The 26618-nt window shown below is 49.7% G+C and carries 16 protein-coding genes; all 16 read right to left on the bottom strand.

What is annotated here, in order from left to right; all coding sequences use genetic code 11:
* Nucleotide 1: 1 nt before the first annotated feature.
* Nucleotides 2-1351 carry a hypothetical protein gene (locus tag strainIA91_RS06980; protein WP_400166062.1) on the bottom strand — a complete coding sequence of 450 codons (1350 nt, stop codon included), beginning with the start codon at nt 1349-1351 and terminating at the stop codon, nt 2-4.
* Entirely contained in the window at nt 1348-2790 is a 1443-nt protein-coding gene (locus tag strainIA91_RS06985; RefSeq protein ID WP_400166063.1) for a phosphoglucomutase, read from the bottom strand. Before strainIA91_RS06985 ends, strainIA91_RS06980 begins: the two co-directional genes overlap by 4 nt.
* Nucleotides 2780-3889, bottom strand: coding sequence for a glycoside hydrolase family 10 protein (locus strainIA91_RS06990; protein WP_400166064.1), 1110 nt, complete (start codon nt 3887-3889; stop codon nt 2780-2782). The genes strainIA91_RS06985 and strainIA91_RS06990 overlap by 11 nt, the downstream gene beginning before the upstream one ends.
* Before the next feature lie 48 nt (nt 3890-3937).
* On the bottom strand, nt 3938-5248 hold the full coding sequence (locus strainIA91_RS06995) for an FAD-dependent oxidoreductase (RefSeq protein ID WP_400166065.1): 1311 nt from the start codon (nt 5246-5248) through the stop codon (nt 3938-3940).
* Between the two features lie 3 nt (nt 5249-5251).
* On the bottom strand, nt 5252-5947 hold the full coding sequence (locus strainIA91_RS07000) for an N-acetylmannosamine-6-phosphate 2-epimerase (protein WP_400166066.1): 696 nt from the start codon (nt 5945-5947) through the stop codon (nt 5252-5254).
* Nucleotides 5925-6758, bottom strand: coding sequence for an FAD-dependent oxidoreductase (locus tag strainIA91_RS07005; protein ID WP_400166067.1), 834 nt, complete (start codon nt 6756-6758; stop codon nt 5925-5927). Before strainIA91_RS07005 ends, strainIA91_RS07000 begins: the two co-directional genes overlap by 23 nt.
* 3 nt (nt 6759-6761) lie before the next feature.
* Nucleotides 6762-8261, bottom strand: a complete 1500-nt coding sequence (locus strainIA91_RS07010; RefSeq protein WP_400166068.1) for a DUF5009 domain-containing protein — start codon at nt 8259-8261, stop codon at nt 6762-6764.
* A gap of 11 nt (nt 8262-8272) precedes the next feature.
* Entirely contained in the window at nt 8273-10432 is a 2160-nt protein-coding gene (locus strainIA91_RS07015; protein ID WP_400166069.1) for a hydantoinase/oxoprolinase family protein, read from the bottom strand.
* Nucleotides 10433-10448: 16 nt separating this feature from the next.
* The gene (locus tag strainIA91_RS07020; protein WP_400166070.1) at nt 10449-11921 is read right to left on the bottom strand and encodes a citrate transporter; all 1473 of its coding nucleotides are present in this window, start codon (nt 11919-11921) and stop codon (nt 10449-10451) included.
* Between the two features lie 71 nt (nt 11922-11992).
* On the bottom strand, nt 11993-17101 hold the full coding sequence (locus strainIA91_RS07025) for a choice-of-anchor D domain-containing protein (protein ID WP_400166071.1): 5109 nt from the start codon (nt 17099-17101) through the stop codon (nt 11993-11995).
* 64 nt (nt 17102-17165) lie between these two features.
* A complete protein-coding gene (locus strainIA91_RS07030) occupies nt 17166-18839 on the bottom strand; it encodes a phosphodiester glycosidase family protein (protein ID WP_400166072.1) in 1674 nt (557 codons plus the stop codon).
* Nucleotides 18836-20098 (bottom strand): ROK family transcriptional regulator, encoded by a 1263-nt coding sequence (locus strainIA91_RS07035; protein WP_400166073.1) that lies wholly within the window; start codon nt 20096-20098, stop codon nt 18836-18838. Before strainIA91_RS07035 ends, strainIA91_RS07030 begins: the two co-directional genes overlap by 4 nt.
* A complete protein-coding gene (locus strainIA91_RS07040) occupies nt 20095-21951 on the bottom strand; it encodes a glycoside hydrolase family 10 protein (RefSeq protein WP_400166074.1) in 1857 nt (618 codons plus the stop codon). Before strainIA91_RS07040 ends, strainIA91_RS07035 begins: the two co-directional genes overlap by 4 nt.
* Nucleotides 21951-23933, bottom strand: a complete 1983-nt coding sequence (locus strainIA91_RS07045; protein WP_400166075.1) for a T9SS type A sorting domain-containing protein — start codon at nt 23931-23933, stop codon at nt 21951-21953. Before strainIA91_RS07045 ends, strainIA91_RS07040 begins: the two co-directional genes overlap by 1 nt.
* A 13-nt stretch (nt 23934-23946) precedes the next feature.
* Entirely contained in the window at nt 23947-25947 is a 2001-nt protein-coding gene (locus strainIA91_RS07050) for a T9SS type A sorting domain-containing protein (RefSeq protein ID WP_400166076.1), read from the bottom strand.
* Between the two features lie 24 nt (nt 25948-25971).
* Nucleotides 25972-26607 (bottom strand): hypothetical protein, encoded by a 636-nt coding sequence (locus strainIA91_RS07055; protein ID WP_400166077.1) that lies wholly within the window; start codon nt 26605-26607, stop codon nt 25972-25974.
* Between the last annotated feature and the right edge of the window lie 11 nt (nt 26608-26618).

Raw genomic sequence — 26618 nt, forward strand, 5'->3', positions numbered from 1 at the left:
GTCAGGCTCCGGTTTTTAAAAATGCTAAATGTTTCAATATGGCTTCAGGTATTCCACCCTGGAGGATATGGGATGCGGCACTCAGATCGTGTCCACTGGTTTCATGAAAAGGCACAGCACAGCAGAGCCCGATTCCGGCAGCCCGGATGGCAAGGGTACCGCTTTCACTGTCTTCAAATCCGATAACAGTGTCGAAATCCTCTTTCGGAATTCCCAGCTGATGCAGGGCGATACTGTAGAGATCCCGGTGGGGTTTCAGGCGGATTTCATTGGAATCACTGGCGGTGACAAAGGCATCGTAGACATTTTCGTAAGCAGTAAAAGAATCCATGATTCGTGATTTCCGTGCTTCAGAGAGAGGCCAGGATTCGGTATCCCTCCTTAGCCTTTCGAAAACCCGGCTCATCACGATTCGGGCTTCGTAAAAAATGGAGGAAGTAACAATGGAGATTTTTACAGGATTTTTTTCAAAAAAACGGGAAACCTGAACCAGGGGGGGAATCACATCCTCCCCACCCTCCCAGGGACTTCCTGATTTCTCTTCATAGGCTTTTTTTAGTTCCGGAACCATTTTTTCAATCTCATCGCCTAATAATCCTTTGATCAATGCCAGGTAGATGCCAATCCCCGGCATGGGTTCAATGAGTTCGCGCCTGTCATCCAAACCAGGGATGCTCGTATGATCGTCTATGGCGGCCAGTATTTCATGATAACGCTGATAGTAGATATCCACTGCCATTTTTACTGTTTGTGCGTCAGAAAAGCTCTTTACCCCTTTAAAACACGACTTCAACAGATCATTTTTAACTTTATTCCAGGTTTTCTCCCAATGGGTATCTTTTTTTACAGCTTTTCCAGAAAAATCCAGCAACGACCGGCAATTCAGGGCGATAAGGTTTTGCCGCACCTCTTGTTTGCGTTGCGCATCCTGCCCATGCCATAAAAACCAGAGCGCTGCTTTCAGAAAGGACTCTTTCAGGGATTCCGGGTGGATATATTGATGATATGTTTCGATCAGATATTCCACATGACGGGTTGTGCTGTTTCCGATAATGTGAGGATAATCGGTATCCGGAACCAGTCCACTCCATTGGGCCGGATCCAACCTGCCGGTAATCTGCCGGACCATGTATTCCAAAGCGTGGATACAGAGTCCCTCGGTAGTGGTTGTCGTCCCGTCCATATCCGAAACCACGGCTTTGATACGGGAGAGGGGTCCTGTCAGTTTGTCTGCCAGGGGAACATATTCCACAGAAGGCCAGATACCGGCGGGATTTTGAATCACCGCGAATTCTTGTGCCTGGTGACTCATTTTCTGTATGGCCTGATGAGCCGGAATAATTTTTTTCATTCAGGGACTCCTGCATATTCATGAATGAGTTGGACACCTATTTTGAGGAATGTTTCTACCTCACTTTCAGATTGTCCTTCGGCATAGATGCGCATCATGGGTTCGGTTTCTGAAGAGCGGAGAATCAACCAACGGCAATCCCCTTCCAGGCGGATTTTCACACCGTTGATCACACCTCTGCTGCTTAAATACGTATCCATCCTGTGGACAGGATATCCTCCGATATTTTTCAAATCATTCCTCACCAAATCGGGCAATACCCTCATACGTCCCGGCTTGTCAAAGGGATAATCAATGCGGTCGTAATACAGATTTCCTGCCTTTTCCCGCAGCTGTGCCACCTTGTCCGACAGTTTTTGATATCCTGAGACAGCCAGCATTTCCAGAAAAAGGAGGGCAGAAAAGATGCCGTCTCGTTCAGGGATGTGAATCCCGTATCCAAAACCGCCACTTTCCTCCACACCCAGGGCAACAGGCAGTTCGAGCATCTTTTCGGTGATATACTTGAATCCCACCTGGACATCCAAAACCTGCCGGTCCGGCGATTCATACAGCATCCGGAGTTTATCGGTCACCGAAGAAGATTTGATAATCGCTCCCGGGATATCTTTTACACAGACCAGGTAATCCGCCAAAAGGAGGATGGTTTCCTGGGCGCTGAGCCAGATCCCACCGTCCATCATCACACCCAGGCGGTCTGCATCTCCGTCTGTGGCCAATCCCAGTGAGTAGTCCGGATGTCCCATCAGATACTGTTTCAGGGGTGACAGATTTTTTTCCAGGGGCTCGGCAGCCCGTCCGCCGAAATCATGCAGAATGTCAGAATCAATACCAGTAGCCCTGCACCCTTTTTGGGTCAACAGATCCGGCAACAGACTCCCTCCCGCTCCGTGCATGGAATCCACCACACAGGTAATGCCGGCTTTCCGGATTCGGTCAAAATTGATCAATTCATTCAGGCGGGATTGATAATCCGGCCACAGATTATCAACCGGGATATGATCACGGGACCGTTTTATGGGAGACTTCCCCAAAAGCGTTTCTACTTTTTGTGTTTCTTCCGTAAAAAAGGGGCCCCCATAGGGACCTTTAAATTTGATGCCGTTATAGGCAGGCGGATTGTGACTGGCAGTGATCATCACACCGGCACTCAATTTTTGATGCTTCACGGTATAGGAGATGACCGGTGTAGGGACGACACGGTCCGAAAGGTGTGTCAGGATGCCGTTCCCACTGAGAATTTCTGCAAAGAGCTTCGCAAATTCCGGGGAATATTTCCGGCCGTCATAACCAATGGCACAGGACGGTTGCTTCCCGTTTTTCTCCTTCAGGTAATCGGCAAAGGCCTGGGCCACCAGACCTGCGGATGCCATGTTCATCTCCGTATCCAGGAGTCCCCGCCAGCCGTCTGTCCCGAAATGGATGGTATCACTCTTCATCCTGTTCCCGTCCAAAGCGTTTTGTCACTGTTTCCGTAAAAACCGGTGTGCGCCAGTTATAGGCAAACCACGCAAGGCCGGTTGAGCCTTTTGTCAGCCCATCTTCAATCAGCATCTCCACATCCTGTGTACTTTTTACCCGGTTGATCGCCAGGCCAATCACCACCGGCACGTCTGATATCTCAAGGGATTCCCGGATTTCCTGTCGGCGTTTTTCCCGGTTTGGGGCATAGCACATCGGTGTAATAAAATCCAGCATATCCCCTTTCACCCAGGCTGCCCAGTCCTGAAATTTCTGCAGGGATTGAGGATCGGTAGCATAGGAAGGAAAAATCGCCGCCGAGAGCTGGATGTCTTCATCCACCCTTTTTAATTCATCAGTCACCCGCCTGACAAAACGGGTTACGATAAGCTTTTTCCAATCTGCATAATCTTTTTGAACTTCCGGATTCTCCAGAGAATAGTCTGAATTTTCATATCCCATTTCTTCGGGAAAACGTTTAAGTGAGACCTTGTCGTACCCAAACTGTTTCTCATCTGTATGAACCGGATAGCGGATATAATCCAGATGCACCCCGTCCACATCGTAGGTTTCCACCAATTCTTTCATCATATCCGTCAGGTAATCCTGAACACCGGGATGTGCCGGATTCAAAAAGAGTTTTCCATCTTCGGCTGTATGGTCATTAGGATCGTTGGATTTTAACAGCCAGTCCGGATGCCGGGTCAGCACAGGGCCAGAGGTTCCATCCAGATAATGAGGATTAAAGGCATAGAAAACCTCGATCCATGCATGGACCTCCATATCATGCTCATGGGCATAATCCAGGGTCATTTTCAGAGGATCCCAGCCCAGGAATTCCGGTCGCTGTATGGATTTTTTCCCCGGATAGATAGTCCAGCTATGGTAATAGGTTTCGATAAACACCGTATTGATTCCCATATTCCGCATATTTTCCAGGGATTCCAGTAATTCACCCGCATTATCCGGTGGCCGGAACCACATGCCGTGGACCTGTTCCGGTTGGGATTCTGAACAGGCGATAAAAAACGATAACATGCCCAGTATCATCATGATGTGAATGAGTATTTTTTTCATAGAATATCCTCCTGCCGGATAATCCGGCGGACAGAATAAGTTAAAACGTCAATCTTCAAATTCAATATTATGCCGGATTTCATGCCTGAGTTTTGCATAAGGGATATTTCGGAGAGATGTTTGCAGGCGGACCGCCAAACCGGCAGCGGCTCCGGCGGCTTCACCGGTTGCCGCGGATGTGGGCATGATCCGGATGGCCGCGTGTCCTTCCCGGGTGGCAGACAGGCAGCGTCCGGCGCTGAGGACATTCTCTGCATCCCGGTGAATCAATGAACGGAAAGGGATGGTATAATAATCCCCTTCTTCCAGCTCTTCCATGCGGTCACTTTCTCCCTTAGCACCATGAATATCAATCCCATAGGATGCCCGGGCAATCATATCCTCAAATTTCCGTCCATCCAGCACATCTTTTCCGGTCACCACATAATCACCCACCATACGCCGGGTCTCCCGGATTCCCACCTGGGTTGCCGTTTCCAGAAGCCATGATGATGAAAACCCGGGAATTTCAGTCTGAAGCAGATGAACCACATCCATGACCTGTCGGCGTCCTTCGATTTCAGCCAGAGTCATGTCTTTCGAACAGGTCCCGTCCAGCTCCAGAATATTAGACGTGTTAAAGGATGCTTCACCGCTTTCCGGAAGAGTTGTGTAAAAAATATATTTCACATGATCGGATAACCGGCCTTCCCGGTGAGCTTTTTTAACAAAACTGAAATATCCCCCTATACTGATAATTTTTTCCAGATTGAAATTGTAGTCCATCCACTCAAAAAAATCATCCTTGTGTGATTTGATATAATCCAGAGCACGGGGAATGTTGATATTACCCATTCTGAAAAAAAGAGTCATCGATTGCAGGCGGCCATTTTCACCTTTTTCATAAGGGAGTCCGGCCAGGTATACAAGCTGGGCATCACCCGTGGTATCAATAAAGATGCTTCCCCGGATTGTATACACGGTGCCTTCATACAAAACATCCACTGAGTGCAACATACGATCCATCAGTCTGGCGTTCATCAGCACGGCATTGGGAAGGATATCCACGCCGGCATCATTCAGGAGTTCAAAGGCTGCCAGTCGGAAGGCAATCCCTGAAAAACCATTGTCGATCATCCCGTTCCTGCGGATCATCCCATCTTCCAGTTCCTGAAAGATCCCTTTGGTCAGGGGGATACCATGGGCGGTATGTTTCATAAAGGGGGATACCATCCCGGCGGTGGCGGAGCCTCCGGTAAAACCATATTGCTCAATTAAAAGGGTTTTTGCGCCGGACCTTGCCGCTTTTACAGCCGCAGCGATTCCGGCGATGCCCCCACCGGCAACAATCACATCGTAGGAAAGCACTCTTTTCTTCATGGATTATTGGGCAGATTCTTTCAATTTTTCCACAAACCAGGAAGTAATATCAATCGGCCGGGTAATAGCCGTCCCTACAACCACAGCCCAGGCACCCAGTTTCAATGCCTTTGCTGCATCATCGGGAGTATAAATCCGTCCTTCGGCAATGACCGGGATGTCGGTCTGTTTGACCAACTCTTCCAGAAGTTTAAAATCGGGAGATTTCTGGCTTTTCCGTTTTGTTTCCGGAGTGTATCCGCTCAGGGTAGTTGCCAGACATGTGGCACCGGCTTCAACACAGGCCAGTCCCTCTTCGACTGTGGCAATATCAGCCATAACCGGACAGGTATAACGGTTCCGGACTTTCCGGATAAATTCAGGACCGGTAAACCCGTTGCACTCCCGGAAGGTTCCGTCAATGGCTATCATGTGAGTCCCGACAGAAAGCAGTTTTTCCACATCCGTATAGGTCCGGGTAATGCATACAGTCCCGTCGGGATAAGCAGTCTTAATAAGGCCAATGACCGGAACTTCCACCGAATGGACAATATACAGGGTGTTGTTTTTCCCTTCACTCCGGATGCCCACAGCACCTCCAAGTACAGCAGATTGGGCAAACAGGGACAAACGATCCGGTGCATCGAAGGGTTCCCCTTCTTTAGCCTGGCAGGAAACAATCAATCCGCCTTTCAGGTCATTCAGGATTTTTGGTATCATGCTCTTCTCCTTTTGACGTATTTAAAACAATTTTCTTTATATCTTCTGCATCATCAATAAATAAAGGTGAAATTTCCGGCTTTTCCCCGTCTTTAAAACGATATAGCGATTCAGTCTGCATGGGAACCAGCTGAATCACCCCGTTCTGACTAGTCATGGCATGATGAAGACGATCCAGGGACCGATGCATGGCCAGGGACGGATCTTCGGTACTTGCTTCAAAGGCAACCGAAATCCACCACCGGTCATCTTCCAGTTTGATACAATCCGTGATGTCTTCATACTCCGGTTTACGGGGACTCCGGACAAAACAGTGATAAAGATTGTGATCTAAGCGTTCCACAGGGTGGAAAAGCCGTTCAAGGGACACGTTTTCCGATGCATCCACAAGGGTTTGACAGGTATAATTTTTAAGTCCTTCCCGTTGGTAAAAAGTGATTTCCCAGGATGAATCCCTTTTTTTCACGGACGCAGGAACGGCGTAAAAAAGAAGATGTACTGGGGATTGGCTGAGATGATGGAGAAGTTTCATCTTGATAATTTCAGGATTCATAAGGACAAATGACATACCAAATTTTAGAATCCCCCCTTTTTCATGGAGGATATCCTGATAGAGTTCACCGGTGATGGTGTTGCTATCGGGAAGATTGTTATCCACATACTGGCAGATACTGAAGGCGGTACTGAGGAATCCTCCCGGAAATCCATACCGGTGAAACAGGGCGACTTTACGTCCTTCCCGTGCTTCTTTCAGGGACCGGACAACACCATACCAGGATGCACCATACAAGATTGTATCAAAACTTTCCATAAATCACGTTTTCCAAAACAGTTTTTTTCGCGTTAAGACGCTGACAAAGAGTGCCAGCAGTGTTGTTTCAATCACGCTCCAGATGAAAGCGGTCCAGGGCGTGGAAAAAATGCCTGCCGCAAGGTTTTTCATACCGGTCAAATGAAGCACCGGCCAGATAAAATTGGCCATCCCCACATAGGCAATCATGGGATTCCGGCCGTTCTGGATGAGCAGGTTCACCCATTTCTGCTTTTTAAAACCATCAATCAACACCGTAAAAAATGTTAAAAGGTAGAATGCAAGGCCGCTTGTTACAAAATAGTAGCTCAGGGTGGAATGATCCTTTTTGATTCCCCCTTCAAAGGGTTCAAACAATAGACCTAAAATCAGCCAATAGCTGCCCCAGAGGACGAACTGGCGGATCAGTATCTCCGTATCACTTCGAGGCTTACCTGTGAGAATAAGGGCTGTCAGGACAATGCCGGAACAGATTAAAAAGGTCAAAAACACGTATCTGGACTGGAGACCTGCCAGAACCACGACCACGCTGAGAATCATCAAAACGGCCAGGGTTGCATACCGGACTTTTCCCCGGGATATTTCCCGGTCATCGTGGGATTGTTTCAGCCATTTCAGGATCAAATCACCGGCGATTGTACCGGGAATGACGATAAACAGATATTTCAGGAAATGAAATTGATAAAGCCACGGGAAGGGAGAATAATCCCAGACCCGGATCATCCAGTTTTTAGCCTGCTGAGTAAACAGAAAGAGGACGGATCCGATGTTCTGCACCGGTTCGGCATGGGGGCCTACAGCCTGCATGATATCCCACTGGGTGTGGACCAGCCTGAAAGCCAGATAAAACCCCAGCAGTCCAATCCGAAAAATCATATTGTTTCGTGTCCCCAGCCAGATGAGAGCACCAAAAACCGCCATATTCGTCAGGACGATGATGATAATATCGTTCCGTTGAAAAGAAAAACCGCTGCCATCGCGATACGTCATAAAAGCAAGCCAGAGAACCAGTGCCAGCCAACCGGATATTTTAATCGTGCGTTTCAGACTGACAGGCCAGGATTTCGGAGGTCTTACATAAACGAGAAAGAGGATCACAAATCCTCCCAGGGCCGCAACCCAGGTCCATCCCTCCGGAGAGGCACTCAGTTGATGAGGTCGGATATGCATGACGAACACGGCAAAAACTGCCAGCATAAACCCCCGTTCCACGATGGACAGGATAATCCGTGAGATTGGAACACCACTCTCGATTTTTTTGGAAAGAGCCAGGGGGAAAGCTGCGCCCATGGCAAAAAGGAAAAAGGGGAAAACCAGATCCACCCAGGTGATTCCCGGCAGGTTGGGATTGAAAATATGATTCGGCGGTGGCACCTGGGCATGATACATCCACGGTGGTAAACTCCCCCAGGGGACGGTTCCGGACAAAACCATGGTCAATATGGCAAATCCTCTGAGGGCATCCAGGTTGTAGGCACGTGCCTGAGCATTCAATTCGTTCATGATCACCTGTATTAGTGTTTTGGTGCGACAATCAACACGATGGCTTCATCGGGAAGCACTGATTTCAGTTCGATATCTACCAGCGCCTGGATCTGGCTTTCCTCCACCAGGCCGGTCATATCGATAATTTTCCCGCCGATGAGAAGAAACACATCGGGGACAAGTGCTCCTGCGTCGCCGAAGGTGGTGAGTTCACCCGTGAGTTCTTTTAAAGCGCCTTTAACAGTATCCGGTGTTTCCTGACGGACTTTGCAATCATATACCCTGAGTTTGATCACCCCTTCAAGATCCACAACCCGGACCATGGTATGGTCATGGGTAAACAATCCGAAAAGATGTTTTGTTTTCTGATGAACCACCGCGGCGTAAAGATAATTTGTCTGACCGGCAATGTCCACCGATTCCGGATCACTGCGCATGGAATCGGCGGCAATTTTCCGGATTTCGGCTTCAGTTTTTGGCTTGATTTCCAGTTCACGGGTCCGCATTTCACTGGAACCGGATGCCGTGGCGATCACCCGCTTATTCCGGGAATCGATTTCGACGGTTACTTCAATGCTGTCCGGAGCGGCACCCATGGACTGAACCGCCTGAAAGGCTTCCTGGCGCAAGGCGATGATATCCGATTCAGTAGGATTGAGGATGGTTTTTTCCACCGAATCCTGAATGATACCCAGAGCGGCACCAATCGCGGAAACCACCTCGGTGTTTTCGGAAATTTTATGGGGGACTCCCATGAATTTTGCTGTATAGGGGACAATCGCCGGTGCACCGCCACCGCCCCCGATAAATTCCAGAAAGCGCTCATCCAGTTTGTATTCACGGGTAAGCTGTTTTACCACCGGTTTGATTTTTCCGGCGGATATCTCCAGGATTTTTTCAGCCAGTTGTTCGGGAGACATATCCAGTTGTTTTCCCAGGGACTGAAAAACACTTTTGACCGCATCCGCATTGGCCCAGCCATGACCGGCATCTTTGACAAGTCCCAGGAAATATGAAGCACCGGTGGGAGTCACGGTATAACTTTTATGATCAGCCTGGTTGATGATCTTTAAATAATCGTCGGGATCTCCCTTTCGCGGACGAATCGTATCCAGGCGGATATCGGAAAAGTTTTCTTCCTCTGCAAATGCCGTATACCCCAATTCAGCAATATGGGCGCTTCGAGGCCCTACATCAATGATTTTATTCTCTTTGATCCGGGGGGTGGATCCGCCGGCAATTCCCAGAGTCCGGACATCCAGGGTCCGCAGATAAAGCCGGTTTCCGCCGATCTGGGCACTTTTCACCTGGGGTTTTCCGTTTTTGATGACGGAAATATCGGTGGAGGTCCCTCCCACTTCAATAAAAATTCCGTCCGAGACTTTGGCATACATGAGGGCGGCAGCCACACCTGCTGCCGGACCGGAGAGCATGGTCAGGATGGGACGTTTTCGCATCTCTTCAATATCCATGATCCCGCCATCGGAACGCATAATCATGAGCGGTGCTTTTATACCGCTTTCTCTTACTGCCTTTTCCGTCATATTGGCTGTTTCCAGCATTTTGGGCATCATGCTGGCATTGATCAGGGCGGTTCGGGTCCGGACCCGGAGGCCATAAAGTTTTGAAATGGAGCTGGCAGCCGTGGCCAGATACCCCATTTCTTTTACCATATCCCGGATCTGACTTTCCCGCTCAGGATGATCGACACCAAAAATTTCAGTGGCCACAAAGACTTCTGCCCCTTCTGCAGACAATTTTTTCACCTGCTCGCGAACAGTATCCTGCTGAAAGCCCTGGGACACATCGATGTAGGCAGGGTATGTTTTTAAAAACTTTCCCGGTGCCAGCTCAATTTGGTCGTTTTGAATCTGTTTAAATCCCAGGCGGCCTTCCAATCCCTTCCCCAGCACCAGCACTCCCACCGATGCCACATCCCCTTCCAGCAGGGCATTTGTGGCCTGAGTAGTGGAATGGGCGATCAAAACTACTTCATCCGGGCCAATTCCCGCTTCCCGGATCAGGTTATTCATGGATTGGATCACACCCAGGGCAACTCCTTCGTCCGCTTTGTGGGTGGTCGGCACACAGGCTTTTCCCAACAGAGAATAATCAGCAATATTCACAGCCACGGCATGGGTGAAGGTTCCCCCCACATCAATTCCGATTTTAATTTTTCGTTTTGTCATAAATGATTTATCCGGATCAATAAAAGATTAACGAGGCGGCAATGAGTCCCACAACAGCCACAGACCATGTATAAGGCAGGGTATTCCAGAGGACTTTTTGCACATCCTGTTGCATTTCATTGGCAAGCCACACATTGTGCGTATTGGTGGGATCAGAAATACCCTGAACCTGTCCCACGGCCAAAAGCAGGCCCATCACGGCACCGGCCGGCATGCCACTGGCCAGAAAGACTGCGGCAATACCGTACCCCATCCCCCACACATTCAGGGGACCACGATACAGGGCCAGGGGAGCAGCCAAAGTAAAGATCACCACAAATCCCAGGGGCGTTTCAGGTGTAATGGCCATCATCAGAGGGCGAAGGACATTAAGAACCGGCCAGCCTTCAGGGTGCATGGCATTCCATTCCCCGCCCGGACCGATTATTGCATTCAGGAGCATCCCGATACCCAGCATCATTACCAGGGCCGGCATGACAACAGCTCCCCCTTCCAGAATTGATTTGATAAAAACGTTCAAACTCCCCTTTTTCCAGGTTGCCACCAGGGCGTATATCAATCCGCAAATAAAGGCGGCAATAAAATCCATACTGTAGAGCAAAATCAAAAAGAGGGGTAAAACCGGAGACAAAAAAGCGCTCCAGTGAACACCGGTATCCGGTGATTTTTTTTGAAACATCCGGATCACATTGTACAGGAATAATCCCCCCAAAAGGAGACCGATCCCGGATTTAAAACCGGTGTTTAGTATGGACAATATATTTTGAACCGCAGGTTTTTCCGCGAATCCCGAGCGGTTTAAAAGATAAAATAGCGCCAGGGCCAGTATGATAAAACCCAGGCTGTAAGAAATAATTTTTTTCAGATTCAGGTCATGGCCGTCTTTATACAGTTGGACGGTAATATAGACGAGGGCTGTCATAAATGCCAGGGCGAACATCAAAAGGGCAAACGAGCGAATTTCTTCCACGGGGAGTTTCATCACATCCACATACACCGCCCAGTTGCCGGCATTCAGGATTCCTCCGATACTCAGACCGAAAAGAAAAACGCCCACAACCGTCAGGGGGCCGATACCCACGGACGTCATAATGGGTAATACGATGGTTGCCACCATAATGATAGCACCCAGTCCACCCAGGGTTGTAAAAAGAAGTGAAATCAAAAAAAGCATGATCACGGCGATAATCCAGGGATTGTCCCCGGAAAGCTCGGCACCTTTTTTAATGAGATTTTCTGCGACTTTTGTCTTTTGCATCAACACGCTGAGCATACTTCCGAACAGCATAACCGTATAGGCACGATGGAGCCTTAACGCTCCCTGTCCAATGACCAGTTGCATCGTGTCATTCAAAGACACACCACCGATCAGGGGTATCAGAAAAGCCATCACGGGCAAAGCCAGGAGTGCTGGAATCTTTCTGAAAAACATGGACAGGGCCATGATCAGAAAAACCAGAATGAAAAGAATCGCCTGAAGTGTTTCCATGGAGGTTCCGGGTTTTTGTAGGAATTTAAAGAAACGGGCTGTCCGGAGACAGCCCGTTTTCTATAACTTGTTTATTTCAGGATTGTCATCTTTTTCACGGCTGTGAAATCGTTGACTTTTACACGATAGAAGTACACACCACTGGACAGGTTACTCATGTGGAAATTGAAGTGATGATAACCGGCTTCCATGTGTCCGCGATAGACATCGGCAACTTTCTGTCCCAGTACATTGTAAACCGTCAGGTTTACCATACCGGCTTCAGGCAGTGCCAGCTGTATCGTTGTTGCGGGGTTGAACGGGTTCGGATAGTTCTGACCCAGTTCATAGGTTTCCGGTAACATCTTGTCTGCAAGTCCCACATAGGACCCGTCTCCGTCTACTTTCACGTCATCCAGGAAAAGACCGCCTTCGATTGTGCCGTCAACGACAAAACCGATGTAGTAATTTCCTGTCTGAGGAATGGCAACGGAGGCATATTTCCAATCCAGGTTCCCGGGATTGGACAAAACAGCCAGGGTATCGCTCCAGGTGGAGCCGTCTTCACTCAGGCAGATCATGAGATCCCAGTCATCACTGGCCACGCTGTATTGGGCGTAGTAGAAGGAGACATAGGATGGATTTTCAACACCGGGCAGCCGTACAGAGTGGGCAGAACCCAGACTTGAGGCACCCAGGTATTTTGTGCCGGAGTGGCTGTAATTATCGTTATAGAGGTCCATATTGTTGACAATCCAGTTCCCCGGAATGGCAGACCAGGATTCGAAGTCCTCGTGGATTACGTTTCCTTCGATGGCAATACCGTCACCATCCACCTTCACGTCATCCAGGAATATACCGCCGGCGACTGTATCGGAAGATACAAAACCGATGTAGTATTCTCCGGTCACTTCGACAGGCAGAACGGCCAGTTGCCAGTCAAACACACCGGGAGCCGTATAGGTACCCAGCGTATCGGTCCAGGTTTCTCCATCCGGGCTCAACACCACATTCAGGGTCCAGTCGTCACTGCCACCGCTGTATTCCGCATAGTAGAACATGACCTTTTCAGGATTCATGACTTTGGGTGTCAGAATGGTGACGGGTCTGTCCAGACCGGTATCGGGGGAACCGATGTAGTTTGCGTCTCCGTTGCCATAGCCATCGGTACGCAGTCCTACATTTTCGCCACCCCAGCCGTGTCCGTAGGAGCTCCAGGAAGCAAAGTTTTCATCGATCACATTGCCTTCCACGGAGATCACCTGGCCTTTGGCCGTGACTTTATCCCAGCCATTGGCGGCATAGATGGTCAGAGAGGCTTCAAAATCGCCTTCCAACTCCGCAGCAGAGACGGTTAGGGAGTAAGTGTTTTCTGTTCCGGGGGTCAGGGTTCCGGGGACCAGGTCCGTCGTCAGAACGGGACTTGAAGCCACCACACTATCGATGACCAGATCGGCCGTACCTGTATTCCGGAGGGTGAATTCCATGGTTTTCTCATTGATCACCACTTTATAGTCCAGCATGCGTGGTTCCACATCCATAACGGCAATGGCCGGAACATCATGATTGGGAGCCACAATGTTTAAACTATAGGAAGAGATTCCGTTATTGGTAATCAGTTCAACAATGCTGTTATTGAAGCTGTTGTAAACAGACATACCTGTTGCGTTGGCATTGCTGACCGTTGCATAATCGGGGGTCGGTGCATCCATAAATTCATAGTCTGCACACAGGCTGTCTCCGGGGTCTCCCAGAAGTTCAGCCACATAGACACCGGAGGACCATGCGCTGGTGAAAGCTACAAAGCGGCGGAGTCCTTTGGTATCCACCGTTGGAACCTCAAAATATTCCACGGAAGTTCCATAGGGGAAGAACTCATGAAGGACTGTGCCATCTTTCTTCATGTAGAGGGGACCGGACGCACCGGTTCCATTCACGAAAATGTAGTCACCATTCCCTACAGGACTGATCCCATAGTTGGCATCCCGGTTTTTTGGCAGGTGGACAAAAGATTCGGTCCAGCTGTCCAGATCTGTCGTTTCCAGGATAATCATCTGGCTTGTAAGGGTGGTATCGCTGGCCCAGTGACCTGCCGAATACAGGGTAATATTATTACCCGTACCAGACACGGCCAGGGCGTCTCCGGCCACAATGCCTACATCCTTGCTGAAGACCATCTCAGGTTTGGCCGATTCATTGGCATAATGGTAGACATTGAAGAGTTCCGGTGTTCTGCCCAGGGATGCCACAAAGATCTGACCGTCATCGGTCACATCCACGGTATTGATATGAAACGTCGCACCATTCTGAGCAATTCCAGTGTTATCCAGTTCACCAATCAGTTCACCGGTTTCGGCATCCAGAACATAGATATGGGGACCGCCGATACGGCTGACCACATAGATGTGATTATTCAGCTTATTGTAGCCCAGTGAACGGACATAGTGCTGATTGGCATTGCTCCAGAACCACTCGGTTCCTGGATCGCCGGCTGTAATCCGCCAATTCATGGGCCACAATTCATAACCGGACCCACTCATGGTCAGGTATACCAGTCCACCACCGGTCACGGCGATCAGATCGTCAGTCACCAGTTCTTCCAGTTCCGGTGTAAAGGTAACGACCAGTTCCGTGGAATCACCCGGTGCCACCACATTGGCGGCAGGTGATGCAGTAAAGTAGTCGCCCTTGCCAAGAATCAGCTGTTCAAACACCAGGTTTTCCGTACCCGTGTTATAAACCCAGGCTGTGAGGGTCTTGTTGGAATTCAGCACAAAGGGACCGAAATCGAGGTGTGATTCAGCAGCGGCAATTTGAGCTTCTGACGCAAAATCATCCAGAAAAAGATATTTCACAAAAGCTTCTGACGGATTTCCGTCATTCATTCCAAAGAATTTAACATAACCGCTTCCACCAACATCAGCGGTTCCTTCCAGTGTGATAACAACGTATTCATTGAAATCGCTGATGGCCACCGTATCCGGATTGGAATCGATTCCTTCCAGGGTCACACTCAGTTTATTGGTGGCATGGGTCCAGGCCGTGGTTTTCACAATGAGGGAAAGCCGGTAGCCGGCGCCTTCCGTGACATAAACCGGTCTTTTACCCAGAAAACCAAAACTAGCATCATTCATGCGAAGGGCATTTTCTGTTTCATCCCAGGCGAATGTGGTGTAAGCGCTGGCTTCGTCATGGGGACCCCAGTTTTTAATGTCTGTTGTATCACTGAAAGCAACTTTCATATCATTGTCATACACAGGCGGTGTGAGAGTCCACCGGGCAATGACATTGTTGGATGCCAATTGAAAAACAGCCAGTGAATTATCTTCATTGATGCTGTATTTCAGGTCGCCGGTCACGTTAGCATTTCCATTTTCATAGTTACCGGCTTCAGCAGAGGCCCAGAAAACCGGATTGGCATCATCTTCCGTGATGTCATAAATCATCACTTTCCGGCGGTTCCCGTCATTATGGTTGGTGTTCATTCCCAGGAGTTTTTCTCCATAGGGACCTTTCATAATGGTCACGTTACCGTAATACTGGTCCAGGGTGCTGAGTTCAGCCAGGACTTCCCCTGCCGTATTGATTTTACGGACATTATTCCAGGCTGCATTGATCCAGATCGCACTTGTATCTTCCACACTGATACCGCCGTTAGCCCAGCCGGCCGTGATGGGAATTTCCATTTCTTCCGTAAAGGTGAGTCCGTCAGCTGTACTGAATACTTTAATTATTGAAGCTCCTTGTCCCGTCGTATAAAGATATGTATCAATGCCTAAACCATATATTTCAAAAATATCTCCTAAACGAGTAGAAGCCGATGCAATTTCAGCAGCAACCGTTGGGGTAGAATCTTCATCATGCCAGCGATAAATTTTATAATTATTTCCTGCAAGAGACATTGAGCAGGCATAAATTATACCATTATTATCGACAACGACTTTATTAATCGGAAAATACCCACCACTTACACCTGTCATGTCCAACTGACCTAATACCGACCCGTCAGCAGCATCCAGGATATGGATGATGGCTCCACCGGTCCGGCTGGCAACCAGCACATGATCTGTCACGGGATTGTAAGCCATGCCCCGGGTATTGTTATCATTTTGGAAGAAATCCACTTCACCGGCATCCACCTGCCATTCGGCAGCCATATTGATGGGATCTTCCGGCATTACGGGAACCTGCATGGAATAGGCACCAATGCCGTTATTGGTCATCATGGCGAACATATCCACCGTACCGTCCCCGTGATTGATCAGGGCCACATCACCGGTTTGATTCGCATTATCAGTGGACGGACCGTATGCCTCGGGAGTCATGCCCCGGTGGCGCCAGGCATTGGAGATCCCGTTTGTCCATTCCAGCACCTGGAAGCTCTGGGCGCTCCAGATCAGGTTTTGAAAGACGAATTTCCGGTCGTTAGCTTCAAAAGAAACCAGGGCATTTCCATCTCCGGCGATACCGGTGGAAAACTGTTCACCCCATACACCATCGGGAGTGACGTATGTAATTTTCTGTCCGTTTGCACTGAACAGAAAATCATCTGTATCCGGCAGGGGAGCAATTTTGGCCTGATTATCGGTCTTGACAAAGTTTTCACCGGAAAACGTGATTTCTTCGGGGACAGGATTCATTTCGCCGCCTTCCATGGTAAATTTGAAGGCGCGTTTCCCCCACCATCCCGAATCTACCAGGTAGACTTCCAGCGTTCCGTTTGCATAACTTCCGTCCACGGTGAATTTATCCCCCAGGCGGAAATATTCAGAGCCGGTTTCAGTCGTCGTATCAGGCATAAACTGGAGCAGCGTATCCCGCACACTGTCGACCGAATCCCACATGTAAATGGTCACCGGTCCGACAGGCAGCCACTGACCTTCGTGTCCAACCATGGACGAACCAAAGATCACACCGTCTGCATCCACTTCTACATCCCCCAGGGCGACACCACTTTGAGCTACGGTGTCGATCAGGGTTCCTGTGGCAATATCGAGGATTTTTATACCTCTGGCCCGGAATGATCCCAGGTAGAGATTGCTTCCGTACGCTGAAATGCCCCGTACATCATGGTCCGTGGTGAACCATTCGGGCAGATTCGCTTCCCGTTTGGCAATCTCCCATTTGGGAGTCAATACCTGGCCGAATGCCAGAGATGCCATGAGCATCACAAGCATTGCTAAAATACCAAGCTTCTTCATACCTTTTCTCCTCTCTTTATGAGTTTTCTTATCTATTCATGAACAGGCCCAAAAAACCTGTCATCTACCACATGAGCACTAATTTTCGTGATTCGCCTTTCTGCCTGTTTACAAAGCGCAGAATATAGATTCCCGAGGCAACCCTCTCCCCTTTTTCATTTTGTCCACTCCAGGTCAAAGTGTATTCTCCTTTATTCAGGGTGGCATCCAGGAGTGTTGAAACACAGGTCCCCCGAAGGGAATATATCCGGGCGGTATAGTGATCCTGTTGAGTGATATGGACAGGAATCACCGTTTGGGCATTGAAAGGGTTGGGATAATTGGTTCCCAGAGTAAACGCTTTCGCAACATGGGGCCGGGGATCCGGACCTACAATGCGGGTCACCGAGCTGTCCACATCCACAAAACGGATGGCATCCGCCACCACATAAAAGCCCGAAGTCGCTGCATCGGAGATCATCACCTGTTCCGCTGAATCGCCGGTAAACGTATAGGTTCCGATATAATTCCACTGTTCCGCCCCCAGGGTTTGATTGACGCGGACCGTATCCCGGCCGTCACGATGGCGGATGACAACAGGTGTATCGAGACAGCGGTTACTGGCAGGCACCCACCAGGCGTAGACATGGTAATCTGTTTCCCTGGGAAGCCGGGGCGTAAACACCGCCTGGTCCGTTCCTTCCCCTTTTACATTCAGCATGGCCGGACTCACATCCCAGTAGCCCGGATTGGCGGTAGGGAACCAGTCACTCCCCAAAAATTCACATTCGTCATCTTCCGTATCCAGGATGATGCCACTGTCGTCGTACTCCACAAGTCCCAGGGAATCGTAATGAACCACGGCAAAAATGGTGGGGACAGACCTGTTTTCCGAGGGGGTGTTGATATTTTTCCCGGGGATGGCCATTTGGGTGGATCCGCCACCATCCAGGTTCATGGCTTCCACACAGCCGAATGAAATCATGATTTCCGCCAGCTCATTTAAACTGACTCCCGAACTCACCACCTGGCGGCCGTCTGCGGTTACCATGATCACATGCTTGTCTGCCGTATATCCTACAGCGGTACGGGGATCGGCATTGGTGAGTCCTACACCGGAGCCCCACATGATCTCTTCGTTGTACGTAATGTGTACCTGACCGTCTTTTACCAGGGTCGGACCGCCGCCAATGCCTACCAAAAGGTCTTCCATGGGCGTTCCGGTCGCCGCAGTGGGAGCCGGTTTGGGAGTGGGATCATTGTAGATATAATCCATGGGGGCATCATATCGGTAGGTTTGTTCCGGCTTACTGCCGAAATGGTAGATCCAGTCCACGGATAAATCACCTGTTTCATTCATGCTGAAAAGGCTCCGCATCAGAGGATAGGATTGGCTGTTCCGGGTTACCGCCCCGATATTCCGGGCTTTGAGTTCACCGGGATATACTACTGCCGAATAGGATGTGGACCCGCCGAAATATCCCCCGTTTATGGCTGCATAGACATTAAAGCGCTGAGCCAGGGTCCGCACAGGGGCAATAGATGTGGTGATATAAGGCCTTACAGCCAGGTCTTCCCGGTTCAAATCCACATCCAGGACCCAGATATTCAGGGCCGGACTGTTTCGTCGCCCGTAATAAAGGGTGATCCCTTCAGGAAAGTCAAACGCTTCTGTTGTGTCTGTCCATGCGATGGCTTCACCCTGGGCAAAGGATGCACATATCAGGATGAAACCCCAGATGATTCCTGCTTTTTTCATATTTCGTCACTCACTAAGCGTTCCAGGAAGGGATTTTCCTGATTTGGGTTAAACAGGGTTTGCAATGCCATCACCACGGCTCCCCGGAGTCCGGCTTCAATTTTCAGTTCTCCAATGGTAATTTTGGACCGGAAGGTCAGGGGAATATTTTTCAAACTCTCGTCCACTTCATGGTGGACCCGTTTCAACAGGTAGGGTGAATTTTCAATTACAAAACCATTCAGAACGATGACACCGGGATTCAGGGTTTTCTGAAGATTCAGGCACAAAGATCCCAGCACATAGGCATATTCGTCCAGAACCCGGCATGCCCGGGGATTTCCCGATTCAGCCATGGCCAGGTATTCCGCCAGACGTGAACGTTTGAAGGGTTCTCTATCATTGGGACTGACAGACAATTGAAAGGCACTGAATAAATTCTTCTCTGACAGGATATCCCCATAAATGATATGACCGTTGCAGATGTATTTCAAGGGGCGGTCTACCGAGCGGACATATTCAATATACCCGATTTCTCCTGCAGCTCCCTGGACCCCCTTTACCAGGGTCTGGTTGTGGATGATGCCGGCACCGATTCCATCACTGATGGCAATACAGATCAGATCTTTTTCTTCTTTGCCAACGCCGTATAAGTATTCACCCAGGGCGATGGTATTCACATCATTTTCCAGAATGACGGGAACGTGAAAGGTTTCCTGAAAAACCCCTGAAATAGGTTCATGGGCCCAGTTTTTCAAGGTATCCGCCACCAGAAGATTCCCTTCGTCATAATTGATCTGACCCGGGGCTCCGATACCAATGGCAATGAGCCTGTCATAGGATATCTTTTTCAGGGCAAGGACATTCTCCATTTCACGGATAATGCGTCGAAGAATTGTAGAGACAGGCGAACCGGCTTCATACTCAATGACGGAAGTATTCAGCAAATCTCCGTCAATATTGGCCAAAGCAATGATGGTTTCACTCCGTTTGATCTCCAGCCCGAACACATATCCCCGGTCCGGATTGAGCCTGATCAGAGTCGGACGTTTCCCCCCTTTTGAGGTGGATTGACCTTTCCCTACCTCCTGCAGCATCCCGGCATCACATAAGCGGTTGATGATTTCAGACACGGCCGCTTTGGACATCGAGGCTTCCCGGGACAGATCCACCCGGGATACAGGCCCTTCTTTATAAATGATATAGAGAAGGCGTGTCTCATTGACTTTCTTCAGATAGGAGGAATCGCCTTTTTTAATCAAATGGGCTTCTGGAATCATTTTATATAAACCATTTTAGTTGTTTTTAATACTTTGCCATTTTGAAGAATACCCAGGATATACATTCCACTGCCCCGGTTACCGGCTGTATAGGTCAACCGGTAATCCCCTTGATCCTGATACCCTTTGTAGAGGACATCCACCCGTTTTCCATCCACTCCCCATACCCGAATTTCGGTTTTGCCGGAGGATGCCAGGGTATAGCGAATTTCGCAGCGGGGATTGAAAGGATTGGGATAGACATCGATCAAATCCACCTTATTGGGCATGGGAGGTGATTGCACAGAGACGTGGGGAGTTATCCCCAATCGACGGGATTTGATGAGCATGACGGCATCGGCAAAGACAAAATTATTGTCTGTGTTTTGGGTCGTCAAACGGACGATTTTCTGTTTGAATCCCGGGTCCAGCCATACATCGCCCAGTTTTATCCAACGGGCTTGTCGGACTTGTTGATTCACATGAAAGATGGTTTCGCCATCCCGGTGATACACGGTATAGGGTGCCCGGCTTGTGGCATAAGCCTGCTGATAGTGAAACACGTAGACCTCGTACCAGCCTTCTTCATCGATATTGGCATAATAGTCGATCCAGGCATCTGAGGATGTTTCGGCATAATAGATGCCGCCGTCATAGCCGTTATATCCCTGGGCCGGAGTCTTTTCAACCCAGTGATCGGATTTTTCCGTCATCCGGCCGTCATTTTCATTCACGATGATGGCCGGTGGCCGCCAGCCGGCATTCCGGTAAGGGATATGAACTTTTTCCCCATACACGGATGCTTTCAAATCCACCAGGTAGGTGCCGGTTTCAATCAAAGGCCTGTGATACCACACCACATTCCCGTTCAGGTTCCGTTCCCGGGTAGATTGAATCATTTTAATCAGTTCTGATGAACTTGTGGTATTTCCGTTGGCAGCCGTGGCAATTCCGGGATAGAGGATGCTCTGGTCATTCATCTTCACACGTTCCGTATCCAGACGCCACACATAGGAATCATTGGTGGAGTTATACATTTGCACCTGGGCTACATCCAGAAAACTCTGGTTCACCCAGGCCACCCAATCCTGACAAAACTGTTCATATCCCCAGGGCAAGGGCGCATTGGAGACAATGATATCCGGATTCATGGCTTTGATGGAGTCATAGAAAACCCCGACAAATTCCGTCAGTTTGTCTGCTCTCCATCGGATCCAGTCGCTGTCTGCTGTGTTTTGAGGCGGTTCCGTTCCCTCGTGTTCGGCCTTATACAGGGCGATGGTGGTGCTGTCGTATCCGCAATCCAGTCCGGGATACCGGACCCGGTCGAATTCCACACCGTCTACATCGTAATTCCGGATTACATCCTGTGTGAGGTCAATGAGAAACTGCCATGCTTCGGGATGGGTATGGCTCAGGGACATGCCGCCGGCACCATAGAGGGGGACATCTCCTTCCCGGTTTTTGGCAAACCATTCCGGCTTTGCCCGGTACAGGTGATCATTATATCCCTGGGTTGCCATAAAGCCTGCTTCAAACCAGGCTTCCACTTCCAGTCCGGCCCGGTGCCCTTCGGCAATCATCTCTGCCAAAACATCCCGGTCCCCCACAGCCGGATCTGTATAGAGTCCGGTATATTTATGGAAAGTTTCACTTCTGAAATAGGGATAGCCGTAACGCCACACATCCACATAGACAATATTGAAATTGGCTTCGGCGAGGGCGTCCATTGCCCGGGCGATATCCTCATTGGTCGGGACTTCACCCCCGGCCCAGGCAAACCAAACGCCCCGGAGTTCGGGATCGGCTCCATGGAGGAAAGAGCCGATACTCACAAGAAGGAGGATGAGAAAAATGTAGATTGGTTTTTTCACTATTTCAGATATACCATTTTTTGTGTGGATATGGCCGTGTGATTGACCCGCAACTGATAAAAATACACGCCGCTGGCCAGGCCTTCCCCATTCAGGATCCGGGTATAAGTACCTGCTTCCAAAACTTCATCTGCCAGTGTATGAACTTCCTGTCCCCGAAGATCAAATATTTTCAGCTCAACCCGGGCTTTTTCCCGGAGTGTAAAGGGAATGACGGTTTTGGGATTGAAGGGGTTCGGATAGTTTTTATGGAGGATGGCGGTTGAGGGCAGTGACGTACCGGGTTGAATTCCCACACCTGTATTGACAATTCTGAGATCCTCCGGATTGGCGGCATACATGCCGGATCCCAGACTGTCTGCTTCATAGTAAGCTGTAAAAGCAGCGCCTGTTTCAGTGGGATTCACATCAGGAAAAGCGCAGAGGATGGCACCGTCGCTTCCCGCTTCGGCACTGTAGGTCATCATGCGGATGTTGGTAAAATCTTCACCCAGGCCGGCACTGTTGAAGGCCACGGCTACTTCCGTCAGGGTGGTATCCGTCTCGCCGCCGACCCAGGCCATGGCACCGTATCCGATATCAAATCCGTCGATACTGCTGCCTACGACCCATTCACTGCCGTTCCAGGTGTACACCCAACCGGTGGTATAGTCAAAATTGTCCCAGGGTTCCAGGTGGACCACCACATCTGCCTTGAAAGGCAGGGCACTCACACCGCCGGCATCGGACGGCGGCACCGAACTCCCCCCGTCTCCGTCCGGATCCAGATCAAACGCCAGAAAAAGCTGGTTTTGCAGAGTGGCATCCTGCAGGGTATGGCCGGTTATGCCGAAATACACCGCGTTGCTGCCCCAGGTCAGGTACAGATCCCGGTCCTGGCTTGTTCCTACATGGTCGTAATGAAAATATTCTTTTTTCTTGCCATCGATCTGAATGGTCGCGGCACCCTGATCCCGCGGTGTGGCAATGCGGAGGAGTCCGTTTAAATCCAGGGCGGCCACGCTGTTTACACCGTTTAACGCGTATAAAACATGCCGGGTGGAATCGTAACTAAGGGCGGATGATCCGTTTTGGTTGTTCACCAGCTCATTTCCCTGATAGCCCAGCATCAATGAGTCTGAATTATCCCCAAAATAATCAAAAGTGATGGTCCCCAGTTCATCTTCATAATACCGCCCGGCACGGACTGCGTTGGTTAAGAAGACATTCACGGCAAAAACCAGGTTAAAAGAGCCCAGATTCACGTGGTGGACCGTCCCTGTACCACCGGCGGCAATGATACTATCCGGGACCGTAGCAATTATATTCCCGTCGTTGGAAATCAGCCGGACCGGCGGGTAGCTGTCCCCGGCACCGTTTATCCACAGATTTCCACCGGGGGACACAGGTGAAATGCCGTGACGGGCACTGTTGATGGAAGGGAGTTCAATATAATGATCCAGGGCAATGCCCCGGGTTCCGATTTTCAGGACGGCCATTTTATCGTTCTGATAGCCGGATGTATAAAACCAGGTATTGTCGCCCTTTCCTTCCACGGCAAAGGAATCGCCGTAGCGGTTTCCGTCCAAAGCATCATCAAAGACCAGTTCGGGAGCGGCACTTTCATCGGTGTAGCGGTAGATGCGGAAGCGGTCGTTGGGATCGTTACTGGGAACACTGAGGTTACACACGTAAATCGTGCCGTCATCAGCAATATCCACCAGATTCAGGGGATAAGTCCCTCCTTCAAAACCCGTATCGGTGGTATCCAGCATGCCGATAATGTATCCGGTTTCCGGGTCCAGTTTCACCACACGGTTTCCGCCGAAACGGGTTGCCACCAATACATGATCCGAATAGGGATTGTACACCAATCCCCGTGTCACGTCATTGGCCCGGTCAATCACATCGTAATTGGCCCATTTCAAAATGTACTGCTGGCCAAAGACCGTACCCGTGATAAACAGGGTTATGACCAAAATTTTTAACAGTGATTTTTTCATTGATTTCATCCTTCTATTTGATATATACCATTTTCTTTGTATCAACATTCTTTCCATCGATGTTCAACCGGTACAGATATACACCGCTGGAAAGGTTTTTATCTTCGAATTGAATCGTATGCTTTCCCTGATTCAGGATACCATGTGTCAGGGTTTTTACAAGCTGTCCGCGAAGATCAAAAACGGAGACATCCACGTGGACTTTTTCACCCAGTGTCAGGATAATTTCCGTTTTGGGGTTGAAGGGGTTGGGATAGTTTTGCGACAGAGTAAACTGCCCCGGCATGGTTTTTCCTGCAGGATTTACACTTACTGCAGAATTGACCACCCGCAGATAATCCGGATTGTTGGGGAGCATGTAAGATCCCAGGCTGTCTGCTTCGTAGTAAGCTGTAAAAGCAGCGCCTGTTTCGGTGGGATTCACATCGGGAAATGCACAGAGGATGGCACCGTCACTTCCCGCTTCGGCACTGTAGGTCATCATGCGGATTTTGGTAAAATCTTCACCCAGTCCGGCGCTGTTGAAAGCCACGGCCACTTCCGTCAGGGTGGTATCCGTCTCGCCGCCGACCCAGGCCATGGCGCCGTATCCGATATCAAATCCGTCGATACTGCTGCCTACGACCCATTCACTGCCGTTCCAGGTGTACACCCAGCCGGTGGTATAGTCAAAATTGTCCCAGGGTTCCAGGTGGACCACCACATCGGCCTTGAACGGCAGGGCGCTCACGCCGCCTGCATCGGACGGCGGCACCGAACTCCCCCCGTCTCCGTCCGGTTCCAGGTCAAAGGCCAGAAAAAGCTGATTTTTCAATGTGGCATCCTGCAAAGTATGGTCGGTTATGCCGAAATACACCGCATTGCTTCCCCAGGTCAGGTACAAATCATGGTTTTGGCTTGTCCCCACATGGTCGTATTCACAATACTCTTTCATTTTGCCATCGATCTGAATCGCCAGCAACCCTGTATCCCGGGGTGTGCGCACTTTAAGAAAGCCATCCATATCCACAGCGGCCAGGCTGTTGTTTCCCATTACGGTGTACAGCCAGTGGCGGGTGGAATCGTAGACAATATCGGCGGAGCAATTCAGATTCATCACAGGGGATGTTCCCTGGTACACCAGCATCAGGGAATCGGAATCATCCCCGAAATAGGAGAAAGTGATGGTGCCCAGGTCATCCTCGAAATAGCGTGCGGAGCGGAGGGTATTATTCAGAAAACCATTGGCACAGGTAACAAATTGATAATCGCCCACGCCCCAGTGGAGGATTGTGGAGGTTCCGCCATGGGAAATAATGGAATCGGGGACTTCGGCAATGATATTTCCCTCGCCATCAATCAGTCTCGGAGCCGGATAGCTGTCCCCCGCCCCGTTAATCCAAAAAGGACCTTCCGGTGTAACGGCTGAAATGCCGTGACGGGCGCTGTTGATGGAGGGAAGTTCGATAAAACGGTCTATTACAAAATTGCCCCGGGCGTCCATTTTCAAAACCAGCATCTTGTTATTCTGATAGCCTGAGGTGTAGAGATATTTATCTGTCCCCGTTCCAATCACATCCAGGGACGCGCCGTACCAGTCATAATATCCGCCTGTAGGATCCTGACTATTCACTAACTGATCAAAAACGACTTTTGCCCGGCTATCCTCATTCTCAAATTCCCACACGGTAAAATTCCAGTCCGATTCTTTCCATCCCAGGTTACACAGATAGATTTTCCCGTCCGCCGTCACGTCGATGAGTTCAATGCCTTCTTCTGCTGTTCCCCGTTCTCCAAGTCCCGTGGAATCCATTTCACCGATGACAATTCCTGTTTCCGGATCCATTATCACAATCCGGGGATAGGCAAAGCGGGTGGGCACCAAAAGATGATCCGTCACGGGATTCCATGCCACACTGCGGGTCACATCATCCCCGTTGATGAAATCATAATCAGCCCAGACGAGCCTGTATTCCTGTCCGGAAACAGATGTAACCATGATCAGAAAAAGCAGAATCGTAACAATTTTTTTCATGGGATGCACTCCACAATGATACATTTAAAAATAGTAGCGAAGTTTCAGATTCACATGTGCCATCTGAAACCCGTTCACCTGTTCGATAAGAATATGTTCTTGCATGGTGGGCCACAGGGACCCGACCAACAGGCGATAGACGGAAGAAAGTTCCAAAGCGAGAGAAGGTGTCATAAAATATTCCACACCTGCCCCGGCCTGGAAGGCCATATTCCACTCTTCAAGAGTTCTTTGGGGGATGTAGGGAATGCCCAGGGAATCATTTTGGGCAATTTCACCCCGGATTCCCTTCCAGTAGAAAGGTCCCATGCCGGCAATAAACTGAATATTCCAGGAATTGGACCGGATCAGGGGTTTATGTCCGGTAAACATTATCCCCCCATATTCCAGGCTTACGGTCACGTGATCTTTGGCATAGCCCGTCAGGTTGGAACGGTCCAAACGGCACAGATCCACCTGCCCTTCCATGTACCAGCCGTTTTCCAGAAAAAATCCGGCGCCGATTTTCAGGGAAGGTGCCGGTTTGTACAGATCTGCAAGTCCACTAAGGGGCACCACCGCCGAAGCACCGGCAGAAACACCGTAATATCCCGGATCCCGGGCCAAAAGACCGGTGGTTCCCAGGCAAACAATAAGGAGTATCACGCACGTTTTTTTCATAGTCCTGATTT

Source organism: Candidatus Neomarinimicrobiota bacterium (genome assembly GCA_041154365.1).
Taxonomy (GTDB): Bacteria; Fidelibacterota; Fidelibacteria; order Fidelibacterales; family Fidelibacteraceae; genus Fidelibacter; species Fidelibacter multiformis.